Annotated in this window: 14 protein-coding genes; 8 read left to right on the top strand and 6 right to left on the bottom strand. The window is 37.4% G+C overall.

Translation table 11 applies throughout. The features are described 5' to 3' along the window. Positions 1–342: 342 nt before the first annotated feature. Entirely contained in the window at positions 343–3,276 is a 2,934-nt protein-coding gene (locus tag REI64_RS01130; protein WP_308848239.1) for an N-acetylmuramoyl-L-alanine amidase, read from the top strand. An 810-nt stretch (positions 3,277–4,086) separates the two neighbouring features. Here the strand turns inward: REI64_RS01130 and mnmE are convergent. Beyond that, the gene (mnmE, locus tag REI64_RS01125; protein ID WP_308848238.1) at positions 4,087–5,445 is read right to left on the bottom strand and encodes a tRNA uridine-5-carboxymethylaminomethyl(34) synthesis GTPase MnmE; all 1,359 of its coding nucleotides are present in this window, start codon (positions 5,443–5,445) and stop codon (positions 4,087–4,089) included. 173 nt (positions 5,446–5,618) lie between these two features. On the opposite strand from mnmE, the gene REI64_RS01120 reads away from it, so the two are divergent. After that, the gene (locus REI64_RS01120) at positions 5,619–6,743 is read left to right on the top strand and encodes an AI-2E family transporter (protein ID WP_308848237.1); all 1,125 of its coding nucleotides are present in this window, start codon (positions 5,619–5,621) and stop codon (positions 6,741–6,743) included. A 26-nt stretch (positions 6,744–6,769) separates the two neighbouring features. Here the strand turns inward: REI64_RS01120 and REI64_RS01115 are convergent, their stop codons facing one another. The 5 genes from REI64_RS01115 to argS form a co-directional block, all read right to left on the bottom strand. Beyond that, positions 6,770–10,165, bottom strand: coding sequence for a gliding motility-associated C-terminal domain-containing protein (locus tag REI64_RS01115; RefSeq protein WP_308848236.1), 3,396 nt, complete (start codon positions 10,163–10,165; stop codon positions 6,770–6,772). Between the two features lie 26 nt (positions 10,166–10,191). Next, a complete protein-coding gene (locus tag REI64_RS01110; protein WP_308848235.1) occupies positions 10,192–10,956 on the bottom strand; it encodes a TSUP family transporter in 765 nt (254 codons plus the stop codon). A 112-nt stretch (positions 10,957–11,068) separates the two neighbouring features. Further along, positions 11,069–12,604, bottom strand: coding sequence for a D-aminoacylase (locus REI64_RS01105; protein ID WP_308848234.1), 1,536 nt, complete (start codon positions 12,602–12,604; stop codon positions 11,069–11,071). 119 nt (positions 12,605–12,723) lie between these two features. After that, a complete protein-coding gene (locus tag REI64_RS01100) occupies positions 12,724–13,377 on the bottom strand; it encodes a hypothetical protein (RefSeq protein WP_308848233.1) in 654 nt (217 codons plus the stop codon). 10 nt (positions 13,378–13,387) lie between these two features. Further along, positions 13,388–15,340: an arginine--tRNA ligase gene (argS, locus tag REI64_RS01095; protein ID WP_308848232.1), complete on the bottom strand. Its 1,953-nt coding sequence runs from the start codon at positions 15,338–15,340 to the stop codon at positions 13,388–13,390. Positions 15,341–15,870: 530 nt separating this feature from the next. Here argS and REI64_RS01090 point away from each other — a divergent pair. The 6 genes from REI64_RS01090 to REI64_RS01065 all read left to right on the top strand — a co-directional run bounded on the left by REI64_RS01090 (position 15,871) and on the right by REI64_RS01065 (position 21,554). Further along, positions 15,871–17,331 (top strand): arginine deiminase family protein, encoded by a 1,461-nt coding sequence (locus tag REI64_RS01090; protein WP_308848231.1) that lies wholly within the window; start codon positions 15,871–15,873, stop codon positions 17,329–17,331. Between the two features lie 120 nt (positions 17,332–17,451). Next, positions 17,452–17,700, top strand: a complete 249-nt coding sequence (locus tag REI64_RS01085; protein WP_308848230.1) for a type II toxin-antitoxin system ParD family antitoxin — start codon at positions 17,452–17,454, stop codon at positions 17,698–17,700. Then, positions 17,693–17,995 (top strand): type II toxin-antitoxin system RelE/ParE family toxin, encoded by a 303-nt coding sequence (locus tag REI64_RS01080; protein ID WP_308848229.1) that lies wholly within the window; start codon positions 17,693–17,695, stop codon positions 17,993–17,995. Before REI64_RS01085 ends, REI64_RS01080 begins: the two co-directional genes overlap by 8 nt. A gap of 2 nt (positions 17,996–17,997) precedes the next feature. Next, positions 17,998–18,912, top strand: coding sequence for a citrulline utilization hydrolase CtlX (ctlX, locus tag REI64_RS01075; protein WP_308848228.1), 915 nt, complete (start codon positions 17,998–18,000; stop codon positions 18,910–18,912). A gap of 235 nt (positions 18,913–19,147) precedes the next feature. Continuing rightward, positions 19,148–19,702 carry a fasciclin domain-containing protein gene (locus tag REI64_RS01070; RefSeq protein WP_308848227.1) on the top strand — a complete coding sequence of 185 codons (555 nt, stop codon included), beginning with the start codon at positions 19,148–19,150 and terminating at the stop codon, positions 19,700–19,702. 460 nt (positions 19,703–20,162) lie between these two features. Further along, complete coding sequence (locus REI64_RS01065) at positions 20,163–21,554, top strand: arginine decarboxylase (protein WP_308848226.1); 1,392 nt, start codon at positions 20,163–20,165, stop codon at positions 21,552–21,554. Positions 21,555–21,567: the final 13 nt, after the last annotated feature.

Here is a 21,567-nt window from a genome sequence, read left to right as displayed (position 1 = left end):
AACTTCCGCGTTTTTTGACCGGTTTGCTGATAAAGCTTAATGAAATATAATACTACCGCATTAAGATCTCAGACTATACCAGATTTTGTTAGGCACAAGTCTAGCATGACGTTAATTAGTAAAGAATGCCAAAATATCGCCGGTGATTGCGCAGAGCGAAAAATATAACACCTAAAGCTTTTTGTGTGCGGTTTTTTACGTGATTTGCAATACAAAACCGCATTAACTTGCATTTTAAATTTATTATTCTTAGACTTACACTATCAATCAGTTATCTATGGAATAAAGTGTGCTCTTTTTTGCATGAATTTTTAATAAACCTAACACTAAAATATATTCAGTATGAGAAGAAAATTACCTTTTATTCTAAAAGCTATTGCTGTAGTTTTGGCAATATCAAGTAGCGCCATTGCACAAGTCAAAAGAACCAATGAAGACTTGATTAAATTGGCAGATAAACATTTAAGCTCGCCAATAAAAAAAAATGTCTATGGAAACGGTGATGTGTTTTTGCAAAGAGACATGAACGACTTTCTTTCAAATACCGACCGCAACCGGAAAGCCGCGATAGAAAAACAAAATCAATCAGCTAAAACCCAAGGTGTAGTTATTGAATATGATCATGGTGGAGAAGACCATGAACACCTTGCCGAAATTTTAAATCGTCCGCATCCGTCTGTAGCAACCACAGAAAAATATATCAATGACGCAGCAGCTGAATTTCGAGTACCGGCAATCATATTAAAAGCTGCCGCTCAAGTGCAAAGCAATTGGGCACAAACAGGACCATCTTTTTATGGCTCTTATGGAATGATGGGTCTGATAGAAACGGATCGTATCAAACAAATTACACTTGCTGCAAGTTTGACGAAGTCAAGTGTTGAAGATATAAAAAATGAAGCCAAAGCAAATATTAGAGCCGCAGCTGCGTTGTTAGCCCATTATCAAAAAGGCAAACCTAAATCGGATGATTTAGCGGATTGGTTTGAGGCAACGAGAGATTTGACGGGTTTAAGCAACGAAGAAATGAAGACTTCGCTAGCAACAAGTTTTTACAATGTGATCAAAAACGGAAGTAAAACGGTATCGCTTTGGAGAGAAATTATTCAAATTGACGCTAAACCAATAACTATTCCTGAATATAAAAACGCACCTGAAAAAACAAATAGAAGTGTTCAAGGTGTTCCTAGTACAACCACCGATTATCCAACTGCAATAAACAGACTTACAACTTGTAACTATGGTACAGGGCGAAACGGTTATAACATCGAATACTATTTTGTTCATTATATGGCAACCGGAACTTATGCTGGTGCAATAGCTTGGTTTAGTGATTGCACACGTACTTCACCATCGAGCGCTCATTATGCTATTCGAAATATTGATGGTGAAATATCGCAGGTAGTGAGAGAAAGCGACCGAGCTTATTCACAAGGTGTAACCGGTTATCCACAATGGAATGGTGCAGGTGTAAGTACAGAACATGAAGTTTTAGCTACCAACTTGGACATGTGGGATAGCGAACCGATGTTAGTCGCCGCAGCAAACCTAGCTATAGATGTTTGTAATAGAAATAACATTCCAAGAGTAAGGAGAGGAGTTAATGGGGATCGTGGCATATATGGTCATAATGATGTTGGCAATACCAATTGTCCTAATTTAACTGCTGCACGTTGGACAAATTTATTGAGCAGAATTGCCGGTGGCGTTGTAATTCCGTCAGTTTCATTACCAACGCTGTATTACGTAACAGGTGCGGGAGCTTCTGACGTAGTAAATGCAGCGTGGAAAGCCAACACCGAGCCTACATTAAAAGGATATCGCTTATATTATGCCTTAGACGACAATTTTAGCGGTTGGGCCTTAGCTGCTGATGAAACTACCTTAACAGCCGCCACAACAAGTGTCAGTTTAAACCCAAGTCAATTTTTAGTGGTGCCTACTACGCCTGCGGTTCATTTCAAACTTACTGCGGTGGTTCCCAATGGTGTTAATCCCGATGTTGAAAGTGTACCAAGTGATGTTTATAGTAGAACTATAAATACTACAACAGGGCCAAGGGTGCTTATTGTTGATGCATTTGATCGAGTTAATGACTATAAATCGAGATCGCATAATTTTTCTGCCATTTATTTTAATACGTTAAAAGACAACGCTACCATGCGAATTAATTCTGCTGCCGACGAGATGATAGACGCAGGAACTATTTCATTAAACGACTACGATATTGTGCTATGGTTTACCGGGGACGATTCTAGCGCTGACAAGGTTTTTAACGGAACAAATAAAGATAAAGTCAAATCTTTCTTAGATAATGGCGGAAAACTGCTCATTACCGGATCAGAAATTGCATACAATTTAGGGCGAACTACTACTGTAGCTGAGTACGATTTAAGTTTTATGAACAACTATTTGAAGGCATCGTATGTTAGTGACGGCGCTGTAGCCATAGACAATCCTGTGACGGGAATAACAGGTACTCCGTTTGAGGGCGTAACGCTAAACCTTGGTGAGAGTTATGTAGCAAGATTTCCGGATAATATTAACAGTGCTGGCGGTGGAACGCGAATTTTAAGTTATAATAACTCAACACGTTATGCTGGAGTTGCCTATAAAGGTACATTTGGATCTGGAACTACCCCTGGTGCACTTATTTATCTTGGATTTACATTAGAAACTGCACCTCAAGCACAGATTACGGCTTTTATGGCAAAAGCATTGGCTTATTTTGATGTGACTTTGCCAGTTACACTACATAACTATAATGTAACACTGCAAAACACAGGAGTTGTTAAGTTACAGTGGCAAACCACTTCTGAAACTGATAACAAAGAATTTATCATCTCCCGATCAGTGGATGGGCAGCAGTTTAATGTTGTTGATAAAGTTGTAAGTTTTGGAAATACAACAACCGGTTATAATTATGTTTCTTATGATAAAAAACCAGTTAATGGTATTAATTATTATCGATTAGAACAACAAGATTTGAACGGTAAAATAACAGATTTAGGGGTACGAGTGGTTAATGTGTCTTTAGCTGATAACAAAGTAGAGATTTATCCAAACCCAACGCAAGATATCGTTAACGTTGCGTTTGTGGCAGGTATCTATCATCAAATACAGTTGATAGATAGCAACGGCAAAATACTAAAACAGATCTCTTTAGATGGCTCAACAACCAAAACAGCTATCAGTTTAAACAATGTAGCTTCGGGCATCTACTTCCTAAAATTTAACGGTAATATACCTCTAGTGAAAAAGATTATAAAAAACTAGCCTTAATGATTTTTAAAAATACCGTAGGTGGTGTCCTACGGTATTTTGTTTAATTATGGCATTAAACATTTAGTAATACTCACTGACATAAAATTTTAAAATAACGTGAGTTCGGGATAAGAAAAATATGTTTTTGGCTAGCGATAGCCCCTCAAATCTTCGTTCAGCTAATTTTCGGTCTCTTATTTTATCACCATTTATCTATTATTGATTTTCAACGGTGTTCAAGAACGCTAATGCGGTTTTCGGGCTGCAGTAATAAGCCAAAGCACTTTCTTTGAAAGAAACCTGCGGAGCAAGCATGAAAACAATTAAAAACAAAGACTAAAGTGAATAAATAAGCAACCGAGAGTTTATCAGAAAAGCTGATGAGCTCCGTAAACTCCGGTTTTGTTACTTTTTGCGGTCAACCTGCGAAGCAAGCTTGAAGACAATTAAAAACAACAAAAAAATCTGAGAAAAAGTAAGAGCCCAGCGGCGGCGAGCAAAAAATCCTGCTCTTCGAGATTTGCAATCTCGAAGCATTATCCTAGGATTTGTAATCCGAATCTATGACGAAATTTTTAAGGAAAGTACAAAAGGATGTGTCCACACAATAGGATCATATCTTGGCAGCGAAGTATGACGATTAATTAAAGGCACGTTTGAAGTATATCAAAGGTAGGGTTCAAGTAGGGATAGAGTACTACGAGTGTACCATGTTATGCTTGCATAATAGTTTTTAAAATGTAGAAATAATTTACGTTTAAAGTAAGAGTTATGGACTAAGCAATCATCTCAACATACACAAGGATGATGTAGCACACCTATTTATTTGCCGATGCAAAACTTCGTAAAGATGTTTTCTAGCAGGTCATCCGTCGTAACGGTACCTGTGATCTCGCCTAGATAATGAAGTGCCTGCTTGATATCCATAGCTAAAAAATCTGAAGTAACTGGATTATAGATATTCTCTAGTACGCTATTTAAGGAGTTCTGCGTTTGTTTTAATGCTTCCACGTGGCGAATATTGGTCACTAAAGTTTCGCTAGTGTTAATGTTGCTTAAATTTACTTTCTCTAGCAGTGCGTGTTCTAAAAGATCCATCCCTACTTTTTCCTTCGCAGAAATAAGTAAAGCCTCGTGTCCATGATAGAAATCTTTTTGACTAGCATTTAACAGCTCTGTCTTATTAACGATAAATAAATACGGGATAGACTGCTTTTTTAAGCCTTCCAACTGCACTAAAACCTCGGCAGCATCTTCCTGCGCATCTACCATATAAATGATCAGCTTTGCCTGCTTCATTTTATCTAGCGTACGCTCCACCCCTTTTGCTTCAATTACGTCAGCAGTTTCACGGATACCTGCGGTATCAATAAACCTAAACACTACGCCATTGATATTGATTTCATCTTCTATGGTATCTCTAGTAGTACCTGCAATTTCACTAACAATGGCACGCTCTTCATTCAACAAGGCATTTAACAGGGTTGATTTACCAACATTGGGTTTACCCGCAATAACTACAGGCACACCATTTTTAATCACATTACCTACTTCGAACGAGTGGATTAACCTTTGTAGCACTTTGTTGATACGTTGCACCAAATCTCGCAACTGGTCACGATTCGCAAATTCTACATCTTCTTCGGCAAAATCGAGCTCTAACTCTATCATACTGGCAAAATGGATCAATTGCTCACGTAGATCCTTTAACTCATTAGAAAAACCACCACGCATTTGCTGCATCGCTACTTCGTGAGAGGCCTTACTATCCGAAGCAATTAAATCTGCCACTGCTTCTGCCTGACTTAAATCTAAACCGCCATTTAAAAAAGCACGCAAGGTAAATTCTCCAGGTTTGGCGGCCCTTGCGCCTTTGTTGATTAGCAAACTAATGATTTGCTGGATGATGTAATTGGAACCATGACAAGAAATCTCAACCACATTTTCTTTGGTGTAGGATTTTGGTCCAACAAATAACGATGCTACTACTTCATCTATCACCACTGGCCCATCTTTAATTAAACCAAAATGTAAAGTATGGGTAGCTTGCTTTTCTAAATCTTTTCCCGCAAAAACCTGATTGGTTAAGCTAATGGCTGCTGGCCCAGAAAGACGGATCACCCCAATGGCACCACTGCCAGGCGGCGTAGATAAAGCAATAATGGTATCGTTGTTTAACATGGTGCAAAAGTACGGTTTTCAGTTCACAGTTTTCATTTGCCAGTGTACAGTCTTCAGTTGGCATTTTTCAGTTAACCGATTAAACAATTCCACAGTTAACCAAATAAACTAAATAGCATCCAAACAATTTCCCTACTTTAGTGTTAGGGATTAAATTTTGCACCCATCTTCATATGAGAGAACTGCCTTTAACCGTAAAACGTTCCGTAGAATTATTAGGTTTAGTTTTATGTATTGCCATTTTTGCTATCGCGAGCGACATTATCATGCCAGTAATCATGGCATTTTTTATCAGTATTTTGTTGTTACCTGTTTATCGCTTTTTAAGGAGATTTAAATTCCCTGAAGCCTTAGCTATCATTCTTCCAATTTTATTGGTATTTATTTTTATAGCTGGGATTATTTGGTTTTTTTCTGCTCAAATTGGCGTGTTGGTTAACGATTTCCCTCAAATTAAGGAGAATGTTGCCAAGCATCTCCAATCGTTACAGGAATGGATTAGCAGCTTTACCGATTTTTCTATTAGCAAGCAGAAGAAATTTATCACCGAAAAAAGTGATGACCTATTGAATATGGCTGGAAAAGCGGCAAGCGGTGCAGCGGTTACGTTGAGTAGTATTTTTGTCTTTTTGGGCCTAATCCCAATCTATATCTATCTTATTCTTTTTTATAAAGATATTTTACTACGCTTCCTGTTCATGTGGTTTAAAACCGAACATCACCCTAAAGTAAAGGAAGCTGCTTACGAAGCAGAAGCGATTATTAAAAATTACTTGGTAGGTTTACTGATCCAGATTACCTACATGACAATTTTGCTAGGCTGTGCATTGATGTTATTCGGAATTAAACATGCCCTGTTGATCGGTGTTATCTTCGCCATATTAAACTTGATTCCGTATGTTGGTGCACTTATTGGAAATATTTTAGGTGTACTGATTACTTTAACCTCTTCGCCAGAATTAGGTCCTGTAATTACTGTTTTATTGGTGATTGCTGTAGTCCAGTTTTTCGACAATAATATTTTGATGCCTCGTATAGTAGGCTCTAAAGTCAAGATCAATGCACTTGTTTCTATTCTCGGGGTGGTAATCGGCGGAACCATTGCCGGTATATCTGGTATGTTCCTATCTATGCCAATTATTGCCGTGCTAAAAGTAATTTTCGATAGAAGTGATGGTTTTAAACACTGGGGAGTACTATTTGGCGACGAAAGACCTGCTAAAAGCCCCATGACGTTTGCCATCTATAGAAGAAAGGGCGATGTAAAAACTAAATCGGGTGTGATCAAGAAGAAGTAAGGGCAAACTTTAGTGTATAATTTAGGCTATCTGATTAAAGTTAAAGTGCCGGTAAGCAATTCACATGCGGCACTTAATTTTATTATGTAGTAATAAACACCAACAGGAAGAATTTTGCCGTTGCTTGTCCCATCAAAAGGAACTTTATATCCAAAATTTTCGAAGACTTTGCTACCTGATCTATTAAAGATTTGTATATGTGCCATCGGATAATTTTCTACTCCCTTTAAATTCCATACATCATTAATGCCATCATTATTTGGTGTAATGGTATTAGATATTGTCAAACCAGATAAGCCTACAGTTATTTTCACCTCTACTCTCTCACTTTCACAATCGCCAATGCGTTGTGCCACGAAATAACTTTTATCTCCATCGGCATTTATTTTAAAAATACCATTAGTAGAAATTTCTATAGCCGACATTGATTGCTTACTAGCGTAAAGCGCATAATTGGTGGCTGTAGAAGAGCCATTAACCCGTAAGGTAGCTTCGCTTGGGGCACATAGTTGTAACGGTGTTACCGTCGGTTCTGCTACCTGCCCAACCTGATTATCTACTGTAAAATTTGATACTAGTGGCGAGCAGTTTAGCGCATCAATAACTTGTAGGGTATAATTGCCTTTAGATAAATTACTGATATCTAAGGTATTACCTATTTGAGCACCAGCTTGATTAGTCCATCTATAAGTATACGGGGCTACACCACCATTAATTTGTAAGCCAGAGATACTTCCTAGCTTTTGATTACAATTATCATTTACTATGCGGTAATTACTGGCTGTTAATGTAAGTTCCGATTGTCTGTTAATAGTATAAGTAGCTAAGAATATTTCACAACCATTATCGTCTATTCCATATATACGATATGTTCCCGCATCTACATTTTCGAGTATATTGGTATTTCCTCCTACTGTTCTTCCTGTTGCGTCTTCCCAGCGATAGTTCTTTGGTAAACGTATAACATTTTGTAGTGTTACAGTTAACTTTCCATTATTTAATCCACAAGAGGCATCGGTGATGGTCTTCGTTGTACCTTGAAAATTGATCAGGTTTGGCTCGGCTGTTAGCGTAAGATCATAATTTTTGCTACAAAAAGGATTTGAAGCGGTAAGCTGGTAATTTCCTGGAGGCATTCCCTCTAAATTGGCTTGCCTACCTACTGTTTCACCTCTGCTATTTTTCCAAATGTAGGATGTAGCGCCTGTAATTTGTAGGTTCTTGATACTTCCGTTATTGCCTACACAAGTGGGGTTAAAGACTTGTTTTTGGGTGTCGCTGATGGTGATGCCGTTAGACTCTGTTATAGCGAAATCATAAACCTTACTTTCACACCCACTTTGATCTTTTACCGTTAAATAGTACTTACCTGCTATCACATTTCGCAATACACTTGAGGTATTAATAATCTGCCCATTATCATTTTTCCAGGAATAAGTGTAATTACCCGGATTAGACATCACTACGTTTTCTATAGCCCCATCATTTAAATTACAGGTAGAGTTTCTTACAATAACTGCTGCTTCATTAATCTTCGGCAAACCCTGAGACGGCACATCAAAAGGGCCGAAAATCTTTACACAGCCATCCATTGTTGTTACTTTTAAATGATAACTACCTTCTCCAACACCAATTAGATTAAGACTATTGCCAACTTCAACTTGATTTTCATTTAACCATAGTATTGAACTAAGTGTGAAATTAGAGCTATTACTAAATGAAAGATTTCTTATTGCACCATTTTGTTGACCACATGTTTGAGGTGCTATTGTCACAAATCTTGAATTTAGTATCGGAGTAGCTTCTTTAACTTCAAAATACGCTACAGGAGTTTTACAAGCATCCCCCATAAATGCAGTAAAACCATATATTCCGGGGATAACATTTTTAAGGTCTAATTCGGTTGAAACAATTTCATTTTGAGCATTCCTCCACTCCAATCTTGTAAAATTACTTACTTTTATTCCTGTAACACCACCATTTGCCTCGCCACATGAAGCATTTTTAATTCTAACATCGCTTTGCACAACAGACAAACCTACAAATGTAGAAGTTCTATTGTTAAGCGATGCCGATGCAGTAAACCCACTATTAATCGGTACTGTTGTAGACCAAAATCCATCTGCCCCCACTTGAACTGAAGCAAAAAAAGTTTTGGCCTCACATCTTGCACATTCTCCATCTAAAAAAACTTCTACCAAACTATTAGGAGTTGCAGAACCACTTACCAATCCATTTGCGTAAGACAAAATCTCTACTTTTGGAATAACAACTTTAGAATTTTGAGATGTGTAAATGAGACCATAAGAATTGCAATAAATTGAATTTTGGGTCAATAAAACATCCCCACATCCATCAGCATAAATACCACCTCCATTAGAAAAAATATTAGTCTGATTGGGAAGATCTCCTCCAATTTTCATGTTATAACAGTTTTCAAAAATCATGGAAACCCCTCCCTGGTTTTGCAAGTTTGGATTAACTAAACTTATTCCAAATTTGTTACCTTGAACAATTCCACCTTCTGATATGTTCCTAAAATTAAAGGCCGTTCTTAAAACGTAATAATTATCTACTAGTTCTATACGTTTAAAATCTCGAATTATATTTGTTCCAATTGAAACAACAGGGGTAATGATATCCTCTTTAAATTTATTGTTTTTTATCACACAAACATTCCCTATATGTGCCACTGTTTGCGTTGTAGGATCTACACCACTTATTGACATTCCATTAAAACAGTATCCTCCGTATTCATTCCCTTCTTCTCTGGTATCACCTCCAATGGTAACATCATCACACATTAAAATTCTATGAGACATCCCAAACGCAGTACCCCCAACCGTATTTCTCTCTGGATTAAAACCAAACCAATTTGAAGAAATTTTAACCTTTTTTACTCTCGAAAAATACATCTGAACGTCTGCATTCAAAAAAACGTTACCTTTTCCTGGTGCGCCGACAATTATATTTTCAGAAGATATAATAGAAATTGGCGATGCATATCGAGCATAATTCACAAACTGCTGAAAATAAAAACCATAAATCTCCACATCCTTTATTGAAGTCCCTTGAAAACCAATTACAGAAGCATTATCCGTATAAGGCACTGTAGTCAGTAAAGTTACTTTCGTAGTTGATGAACCAAGATAATTACTAGTTTGTGTTGTTGCATCAATAACTAGATTAGACGAAAGAATTAAACTAGAACCAATTGCTATTTTTGGTTCATTTTGAGAAATATTAAAGTGAATGTAATCTTTATCAACCACTCCATTTGCAGCAGCTTTAGCTAAGGCTTCCCTCAAAGTTCCCGCTCCAGCATCGGCATTTGAAGTTACTACGAAGATTTCTGCCTTAGTATCTAAACAGAAGAAGAGCAATAGTGTAACGAGAGCAAATTGAAAGGATAATCTAGACATAGATAAGCAAATCTACTAAGATTATCCTACTTCCAAAACACATCGTAGGCAAATCTTAATATCGTACCGAAAACTACGATTAAGAAAAAGATTCGGATGAACTTATTACCTTTTAGCAAAGCTAATTTAGCCCCTAAGAAAGAACCTAATATATTGAATATGGCCATTGGAATAGCATATTGAAACAGCACATGACCTGTAGAGCTGAAATAGACTAACGCGGCTAAATTTGTCCCTACGTTTACGATTTTAGCATGGGCACTTGCTCCGATAAAATCGAAACCTAAAATACCAACAAAGGCCAAAATTAAAAATGAGCCTGTACCTGGGCCAATCAAACCATCGTAAAAACCGATAATTAAACCAAACAGACAGGCCAATAGCAGTTGTCTTTTTGCTGTATGGTTCTTCTCTTGCTGTACGCCGAAGCTTTTATTGAAATACGTATATAGAGCAACTGCCACCAGTACAACTAAGATTACTGGCTTAATATGGTGGTTATCTATGGTGCTTACCAAATAAGCCCCAGAAAGTGATGCAATAAAAGCAGCAATGGTACAACCTGCTAAAATCAGTCCGTTAAATTTTACCTGTTTGGCATATTTAACTGCTGCTACCGCGGTACCAGCTAACGATGGTATTTTAACCGTACCCAATAAAGTAGCTACTGGATATTGAGGTAATATGAGCAAAGTTGCCGGTGTTTGCAACAAGCCTCCACCACCTACAATGGCATCGATAAAACCTGCGCCAAAAGCAGCTAGGCAAAGTAAAATAAGTTCTGTAGTCAATGTTTGGGATTTAAGAAAGGCAAATATAGGTTAATTGGTTAACTGTGCACAGTTCATTGGTTAATTGTTGACTACAAAATGTCTACTGAAAATCGCCAACTGAAACTGAAAACTACTTTTTAATGATTTCCCCAGATAAACTTCCAGTCTTTGCACCTTTGTCTATTGCCTTAACGCCATTTACAAATACATATTCCATTCCTTCTGATAATTGCTCTGGTTGAGCGAAAGTTGAATTCATTTTTACTTTTGCAGGATCGAAAAGAATGAGGTCTGCGTAATAACCTTCTTTAATTAATCCCCTATCTTTAATGCCAAATGTTTCGGCAGTTAATCCTGTAGCTCTATGTATGGCCCACGACATCGACATCACCTTACGTTTCAATACATAATCTTCGATAATTTTCGTGAAAGTAGCGTAGGTACGTGGATGTAAACCTCCGCCATCTGAGCCCGTCATTACCCAAGGCTGCTTCATAAAATTGATTACGTCTTCTTCATTCATCGAAAAATTAACACAAGAAACACCTATATCTTTCTTAAAAATTTCGATAACAGTATCTTCAACAGACATATTCCAAGCTTTGGCAATATCCTCAATAGATTTCCCAGTAATATCCGCCAGTTTTTTATTCTTCGACATCACTACCACTCTTTTATATACCAAAGGCGATTTTTGTTGTAAGCTTTTCTTGATACGAGCTAAGTCTGTTTCGTTTTCAAAGCGAGCCAAGGTTGCTTTTGAACCTCCTTCTTGCGCCCAATCGGGCATTAAGGTTGCTTTTAAACTGGTAGACGAAGCGATAAAAGGATATTGATTAGCAGTAACTTTCAAGCCTTTTGCTCTTGCTTCGTTAATTTTCGCAATCACTTCTGTTGATTTCCCCCAAACACTCTCACCTGCAATCTTTAAATGCGAAATATGGATGGGCAAGTTCAAATCGGCACCAATTTTTAAAGTTTCGTCTATGCTTTCTAACACCTTTGTGCTTTCGTTACGCATGTGCGTATCGTAAATGGCATTAAACTTTGCCGCCTCTTGATACAAGCTTACAATTTCATCAGTTTTAGAATACATCTGCGGCAGGTAAATCAAACCTGTACTAAAACCGATAGCTCCAGCCTGCATCCCCGAAGCAATTAACTGTTTCATTTGCACAATCTGTTCTGTTGTTGGCACAGCATTTTTATTGTTCAATACCGCTTGTCGTACTGGACCAAAGCCTACGTACAGTGCAAAGTTGGTACCGATACCAATTTGCTCATATTCTTTCATCTGTTCAGCAATTCTATAGGTTCCAAAACCATCGTTACCTGCAAAAACAGAGGTTACGCCTTGATAAATCCACGGTAGCATTTGGTTACGTTTTTTATCTTCAATCCACCTATCGGCATGGGTATGTGTATCAATAAAACCTGGCGCAAGGTATTTTCCCTTCGCATCTATAATTTCTTTAGCATTAATGGATGCCTTGCCTATGTAAGATATTCGTTTGCCTGTAATTCCAACATTAGTAAAAACAGAGTCTTTTCCGTCGCCTAGGAAAACACAGGCATTTTTAATAAAGATGTCGGCTTTTTGTTGCTGGGCAAATAAGCTAGCGCATAATAGTAAGCATATCAGCAATAATACAAGTAGCTTGTTCATTTTGGTGTGGTTAGGTTACTTTAATAGACTTTAAACTTAGCGAGATAGACCTTTTAAAACGAAAAAAAGTGCTTGTAAAATTAAAAAACAAGCACTTTGCGATATCTACGATTTTATTGTTATTGCTTTATCACGATGTTATCAAACAAAAGTTCCCCTTTTAAACAACGTTGAAAGCCAATTTCACTTCCAATTTTAGGTTCAATTGCTATTTTGTAAACTAACTTTCCGTCTATCATAACTTTTAAGAGCTTATCCTCTTGCATAATTTCGTAATTATGAAACGTATTTCGTTCGGCTTTAAACTTATTCAACAATGGATCATAAACTTCGTCTGACCATGCGTAGTAAGTCCACCCCCCTTTGCCCATTTCAAACTTGCTAAGCCTAACTTTATCGATCGCAAAATCAAGTTGATGCAAAGATTTAATACTTACACCATCAGCCTCATAAATCTTCCCCCATTGTATATCAAAGCTTGTAGTTACAAATTCTGAAGAAACTGCATTTGCGTCAAATTTGATAGAGAAATCACTGCTGGTGTCAAAATTAGGTATTGTTTTTTTATACCATAAACAACCATTCATTATTTTATTTTGAGTGGCCTTGCTTATAAACAATTTACCCTCTTCTTGCTTCACTTTAAATTCCTTAGTACTAACGAGTTTCCAATCGTTGTCATATCCCTCAAAATCATCTTTAAATATGATATTCTTTTGGGCATTAACACTAAATGCGAATAATAACAAAGCTATAAAAAGGGTGTTTTTCATAGCGTAAAAATTACATCCTTTCAGGCACCTTAATCCCTAAAATACCCATACCAGATTTAATCACATCGGCAGCAATTTTACAAAGATTTAAGCGGTGCTGTTTTGCCGCCGTATCTTCCTCTTTAATAATTGGTGGCGTTTCATGGTAAAACTTGTTAAACAACTTCGCCACTTCGTATAAATAGTTCGCAATAAACGCCGGACTATAAGCCTTCGCCGCTTCTGAAATTTCCGTTGGATATTTCGCCAACAACATCACCATTTCTAGTTCTGTTGGTGTGAGTTTAATATTACTATAATCGGCCACCGCATAATGGTAATCAGCTCTGCTCAATAAAGATTTGATACGGGCATGGGTGTACTGAATAAAAGGACCAGTATTTCCTTGGAAATCGATACTCTCCGCAGGGTCGAACAGCAAACGTTTTTTAGGTTCTACTTTCAGTAAGAAATACTTCAAAGCACCTAAACCAATGGTCGTATACAAATCTTCCTTATCAGCTTCAGAGAAATCGTTGGTTTTACCTAATTCTTCCGTCTTTTGCTTGGCGGTTTCTACCATTTCGTTCACTAGGTCATCAGCATCTACCACAGTTCCCTCACGACTTTTCATCTTCCCGCTAGGTAAATCTACCATGCCATAAGATAAGTGATACAAACCCTTCGCCCAGCTTTTGCCTAACTTCTCTAAGATTAAGAACAACACCTTAAAGTGGTAATCTTGTTCGTTACCCACCACATAAATCGACTTATCCATCCCGAAATCGTCGTATTTCATTTGGGCAGTACCTAAATCTTGCGTAATATATACCGAAGTACCATCGGCACGTAAAACCAATTTCTGGTCTAAACCATCGGCAGTCAAGTCAATCCAAACCGAACCGTCTTCTTTTTTAAAGAAAACACCTTTGGCCAAACCTTCTTCAACCGTATCTTTTCCAAGCAAATAAGTATTGCTTTCGTAATAGTATTTATCGAAATCTACGCCTAGTTTTTTGTAGGTCACGTCGAAACCTTCGTAAACCCAGCCGTTCATTTTCTCCCACAAACCAACCACTTCTGTATCGCCTTGCTCCCATTGCTGAAGCATCTTTGCAACTGACACAAATGAGCTGTTATTAACTAAAGTTACAAACTCTTGTATATTATCGAAGTTCTCTTCTGACTGAAATCTATTAATTATATTTTGAACCGTAGATGCAAAAATATCAAATCCACGTTTTAATGCCTGAGGGTCATTTTGGTCTAAAGCAGTTTGCAAGACACCAATTGCACCTCCAAATTTATCTTTTTGAAACTGCGAAAGTGTTGTTCCAATTTCATGGTAAGTTGAAATTATATTTTGAAGTTCTTCCTTTTCTTTTTTATCGTATAAAACATAGTATTTACCTACCAAGTGGTCGCCTTTTAAGCCCGAACTTTCAGGAGTTTCGCCATTGCCCCAGTTTTGCCAAGCCAACATCGATTTACAGATATGGATACCCCTATCGTTAACCAAATTCACCTTGATTACCTCGTAACCATCGGCTTTTAGCAATTCAGAAACCGAGTAACCCAATAAATTATTACGTACGTGCCCTAAGTGCAAAGGTTTGTTGGTATTTGGCGATGAATATTCTACCATCACTTTTTCGCCACGTGGCTTTATCGATAAAAAATCTGGCTGCAATAAGGTGTTATTAAACAAATCAATCCAATAGCTTTCGGCAATAACCAAGTTTAAGAAACCTTTTACTACGTTAAAACCTGTAACTTCTGCTACATTTTGCTGTAAAAACGAGCCGATATCATTCGCTGTTTCTTCTGGAGATTTTTTAGAAAACCGCACAATTGGAAACACCACAATGGTTACTTGTCCTTCAAATTCTTTACGTGTTTCTTGTATATTGATTACATTTTCGGCAATTTCCTGCCCATATAATTCTTTAACGGCCTCAACTGCGCCAGCGATGATAAAATTCATAGTGCCAAAAATAGCGATTATAGCTGAAAGCTTAAAGACTAAAGCTAAAAGGTTTTGGAGTATTTAAACTATAATTTTATGATTAGAAAAGCAGATACAGTTCTACTATCATTTTGCAGTCCCGCTATCCGTTTTATCCCGATAAATCGGGATGCTCACTCCTATCGGGTTTAGGTGGCAAGTGTAGTACTTTAAACTTTGCGTTCTTTGCGTAACTCTTATTTGTTTTGCGTTAAAAATTCAACCGCAAAGGTTTTGGAAGTTTTCGCGAAGAACGCAAAGATGAGTTTTGGAGGTTGGTACATAATATCAAAGTCTTGAATTATTTAAACCCGATAGAAACGACAGCCCCGAGAGAGCGTTTGCGAACGAAGGCTACAGGGTATAGCGGGGCCGTACGCTAATAGCAGCACCACTATTGCTTTTCAAAAAACTAAACATCCAATTAATAAACAAGTAAACATATGAACTATTGAACCAACTTGTGCCTTTCAAAAAAAAGAATAGTTTTGTAGCAACACCAAAATGATATGAACATGCGGAACAAAGCGTTTGAGAGCGTTTTTAAAATAGGCGTTACTACCGAAATTGGAAGATTGAGAAAATTATTGGTGCACAGTCCTGATAGCGGATTGGGCAAAGTGGTACCTTCTAAAGCGCAAGATTGGCTTTTTGAGGATATTGTACATTTAGATACGATCCGTAAAGACGAATATGATTACTATACCAAACTGTTAATGTATTTCCTTGATCCTGAAAAAATTAAAGGAAAACTGGCAGAAATAGATAGCGAAGCTACAAATAGAGGCTTTTACAAGCCAAACCACCCAAATTTCCATAACTCAGAAAATGTGGTGGAACTGCAAAATTTATTGGCAGATATTTTGGCCGACGAGTACATCCGCAAGAAACTAACGGCAGCCGTTTGCGCTATTGAAGGCTGTACGTACAAACTACAGTTAAAACTTACCGCTACCGAACCTAAGGAACTGGCAGAGATTTTTATTTCGGGCACTATGGCCGATGATACCATGATTTTTGCGCCAGTACCGAACCTGATTTTCACCCGCGATGTTGGTACTACCATTAACAGCCATATTTTACTGAACAAGCCTGCTAAAAAGGCCCGTGTTCGTGAAACGATGTTGATGCGTTATATTTTCTTTAACCACCCGTTTTTTGAAGCTTACCAAAACAACATTATTGAAATACCAGACCCTACCATGCACTTTTTGCGTCCTGGTGATGAACCTGAGTTTCGAACTACTTTAGAAGGTGGCGATGTAATGATGGTTGCACCAAACCATGTACTCATTGGCGTAAGCGAACGTACTTCGGAAGAAGGTGCTAATGAAGCCATTAAACTGCTATTTGAAAATAACGTGGTAGAGAAAGTAACAGTAGTAAAAATTCCAGCTAAGCGTGACTACATGCACCTAGATACGGTTTTTACTCAGGTAAAACGTGATACTTGGGTGATTTTGCACAGTATTGCGCATAGTCCGGCTTACGATGCTACCGAGCCTATCCACTTTTTAAAAGAACCTGAAAAATTGGAAGCTACTACCGCTATCCAGTTTCACAAAAATAAACCAGGACAGCCAAAGGTCTTTGAACATGTAGAGGCTTTGCTAGATGATATCAGTAGAAACGATTTAGGCAGTACCACGCCTACTAAAGTAATTTACAGTGGCGGTAATACTTTTCCCTACGATAGCCGCGAGCAATGGACCGACTCTTGTAACCTTTTGGCACTAAAAGAAGGCGTAGTTTTAGGCTACGACCGTAATGATAAAACCGTAGAGGCTTTTAAAGCAAATGGGTTTAATGTGGTAAAAGTTCAAGATTTAATACAAGATTTAGAAAGTGGAAAGGTAGATGTAGAAACTTTAACCGACACTTTAGTTTTAATGCCATCGGCTGAGTTATCTAGGGCTAGAGGTGGTTTTCATTGTATGAGCTTACCTTTGTTAAGGGATGAAATTGGTTAATTGTTTAATCGTTTGAATTGGTTAACTAATGCCAAACGGGATTGCAGACTTTAACTCAACATAAAACGGTTGCTAAAGTTACCAATTATTGGTAACTTTAGTTAAAGAAATTAAAAAATCATGGGGAATAACACTTCTGTATCGTTAGGCAACTATTTTGAAGAATTTGTTGAAAATAGTATCGCAAAAGGCCGTTATAAAAATGCTAGCGAGATGATACGTGCTGGCTTAAGACTTTTAGAAGAGGAAGAAAACAAAACAATTGTTTTGAAAAAAGCTATTCAAGAAGGTTTAAATAGCGGAATTGCCCATAATTTCGATCCAATAGAACATTTAGCCGCTCTAAAAGCAAAAAGCAAAAATGGCTAATTATTTACTGACTAATAAAGCCGTTGAGGACTTGACTGATATTTGGCACTACACTTACCATACTTGGTCTGAAAAGCAAGCGGATAAATATTATGAACTCCTGATTTACACTTTTAACCAAATTGCAGAAAAGCCAGAAATAGGGAAAAAGTATGATGATATCGGTGAAGCAATATTGGGCGTAAATATTGGTAAACATATTATATTTTACCATCAAACGAAACTAGACAACATCGAAATTGTAAGAATTTTACACGAGCAGATGGACTATAAAAATAGGCTCAAAGAAAAATAAGAATGCAAACAACTTCACACCTACTCATGATACGCCCGGTTGATTTTAAATTCAACGAGCAAACTGCCGATGACAATAAATTTCAGATGGCTAGCGAACAGGAAAATGTTCAACAAAAAGCCTTAGCTGAGTTTGATGGCTTTGTAAATATACTTAGAGAAAATGGTGTAGATGTAACCATAATTAGCGACACATTAGATTCCGAAACGCCCGATTCGATATTCCCGAACAATTGGGTTTCTTTTCATGAAGATGGTAGTGTTTTTCTTTATCCGATGCACTCGCCAAACCGCAGACAGGAACGCAGAAAAGATATTATTGATTATTTAGCAAAGACTTTTGAAGTAAGCCACCAAACAGATTTAAGCTTTTTCGAACTACAAGAACGCTTTTTGGAAGGCACCGGCAGTATGGTTTTAGACAGAACAAACAAAATTGCCTATGCTTGCTTAAGTGTGCGCACCGATAAAGAAGTGTTAGAAAATTTTGCGATGCTAAGTGGCTACGGAGTGGTCGCATTTCAGGCTGTAGATGAAGGCGGCTTCCCTATTTACCATACCAATGTGATGATGTGCATTGGAGAAAAATTTACTGTAGTTTGTTTGGATAGCATTAAATATACGGAAGACAAAATAGCCGTTTTAGAAAGCTTTAAAGCCACCAATAAAACCGTTATCGATATTTCGTTTGAGCAGATGAACCACTTTGCTGGTAATATGTTAGAAGTGCAAAATAAAGATGGCGAAAGCCTATTGGTAATGTCGGAGCAGGCGTTAAAAGCTTTGCATGGCACACAGATTACAGCGTTATCTGCATTTTCTAAGATTGTAACGGCTCCAATTTATACTATTGAGCAAAATGGTGGCGGTAGTGCAAGGTGTATGTTGGCAGAAATACATTTGCCGTTGAAACGATAGCTTAACAGGTCGTCATTACGAGTTTACGACCACGAAGTAGCTGCGAAGCAAACCAATCATACAACTATGATTATCATTCGCTTTAGGATTTTTCATTTGTTGGCTCATTGTTTTTTTAGTAACATTCAGGCTCGTTTTGCGGGTGCTTCGTCGTCATTATAGCAATGAGGCAGGATGATTCAAATCATACTTTTATATGCGAAACAGAAATATTTTCGTAATAAAAATATGCATCATGAAAAAAATTCTATTTGCTCTTGTAGCCGCAATCCTATTCACGGCTTGTACCAACAACCAGCCCGAAAACACAACCGAAACATCAGACAATGCTAGCGCTTCAGAAAATAGCGTCGGACAATCGGCCGTTGTTGACGACGTCTCCAATCCCAACATTGTTCAAGTAGCGGCAAAAAGTCCAGACTTTACTACTTTAGTTACTGCTGTTAAAGCTGCTGGATTGACTGATGCGCTTAGCAACGCAGGTCCGTTCACGGTTTTTGCGCCAACAAATACAGCCTTCGACAAGTTGCCAAAAGGCACTGTAGAAGATTTATTAAAACCAGAAAAAAAAGATGATTTAAGTAATATACTTGGCTACCACACCTATGTTGGTGTATTAGATGGTGTTCTACTTCAAGATGGCTTGGAATATGACATGGTTTTTGGTGGCAAGGTAAAAATTACCCAAAAGGATGGAAAAAATTATGTAAACGGTAGCGAGATTATTTCTACAGTAAAGGCATCTAACGGCGTGATACATGTAATTAGCGATGTGTTACTTCCAAAGTAACCAAGGTTCTTTGTGCCACAGACCTTTTCTTACAGCTTTGTCAATCTTCTCAGCACCAAGTCTATAAAGATTAACAAAGTTTTTAGCACATCACTTCGTTCATCAAACCCGATTGAAGTGAAAAGCTCCCGATTTTATCGGGACTTATAACAAAAAGCGGGACTTTCGTAACCAAAACGGTACTGCAATTGCTTTTCAAAACTAAAAAAACGAAGAGGTAAATTATATGATGTTAACGAGTGAAAAAATCACATCAATTTTAGTTTTACCCAAAAAGTCTACAAAACAAACACAAAACACCACAACAAAAAGATAAACAAGCAGTTATAAACACACAAAAACTCTCCATCTCTTTACAAAAAGTAAAAACTAAACCTCTTTTTAAGAGTTAATATAAAAATGTTATTTAGTCTACATTTTTATCGATTTAAAATTACATTTTTGCAAAAATTTTTAGACAATGCAGAGTTACGAAGAATTTCTTGATCTGAGTGTTGGTTTCCCGCAAGAGGGCTATAGCATTATAGATGATGAATTATATTTCCACGATTTAAACTTGATGGAAATGATTGAAACCTATGGTACGCCATTGCGTTTCACTTACTTACCCATGGTAAGCAAGAAAATTCAGCAGGCAAAATTGTTGTTTCAGCAGGCAATTATCAAGAATAATTACCGTGGCGACTACAAATACTGCTATTGTACAAAAAGTTCGCACTTTAAACACATTGTTGAAGAGGCTTTAAAGAACGATATCCACTTGGAGACTTCGTCGGCTTTTGATATGCCAATGATTGAGGCTTTGGAGAAAAAGGGCAACCTGACTAAAGAAACAACCATTATCTGCAACGGTTTTAAAACCTTCCAATACAAACAATATATTATCGATATGTTGCATGATGGCTATAAAAACATCATTCCGGTATTAGATAACAAAGAAGAGTTTAACCTTTACGACGATGAAATTGAGATGGATACACCTTGTAACTTGGGTATCCGTATTGCAGCTGAAGAGCAGCCAGATTCGCAATTCTATACTTCTCGTTTAGGTGTACGTATGGAAGATGTAATTGATTTCTACAACAGTAAAGTGGCTGCAAACCCAAATTTTAGGGTGAAATTATTGCACTTTTTTATTAATTCTGGTATTTCTGACACGCCATATTACTGGAATGAATTAGAGAAATATGTGACCTTGTATTGCAAGTTCAAGAAAATCAATCCAGAACTAGATACTTTAGATATTGGTGGTGGTATGCCGTTTAAAGATAGTTTGGTGTTCGATTTCGATTACGAGTACATGGTAAACGAGATTGTAAAACGTATCAAGGAAATTTGTGCAGAGCACGATGTTGTTGAACCAGATATCATTACTGAATTTGGTAAATACACGGTTGCTGAAGCTTCAGGAATTTTATACAAAGTGTTGGGCCGTAAACAACAAAATGACCGTGAAAAATGGTTGATGTTGGATGGTTCTTTCATCACCAATTTGCCTGATGTTTGGGCGCTGAACCAAAAATATGTATTATTACCTATCAACAATTGGGATGCTGAATACGAACGCGTAAACTTGGGTGGTATTACTTGCGATGGGCAAGATTACTACAACCAAGAGGCACACATGAACAGTGTGTTTATGCCTAAAACACGTAAAGTGCAATATCTAGGCTTCTTTAATACGGGTGCTTATCAGGAAGTTTTAAGTGGTTATGGTGGTATCCATCACTGTTTATTGCCTAGTCCAAAGCATGTAATTATCCGCAGAAACCGCGATGAGACTTTTAACTTCGAAGTTTTTGGCGAAGAGCAAAATAGTAAGCAGGTGCTTAAAATTCTAGGTTACGTTTAATCCCAACATCGTC

It is taken from the genome of Pedobacter sp., from assembly GCF_031119335.1.
Classification (GTDB): Bacteria; Bacteroidota; Bacteroidia; order Sphingobacteriales; family Sphingobacteriaceae; genus Pedobacter.
The sequence above is the reverse complement of the archived record's forward strand: the minus strand, read 5'-3'. Positions and strand labels throughout refer to the sequence as shown.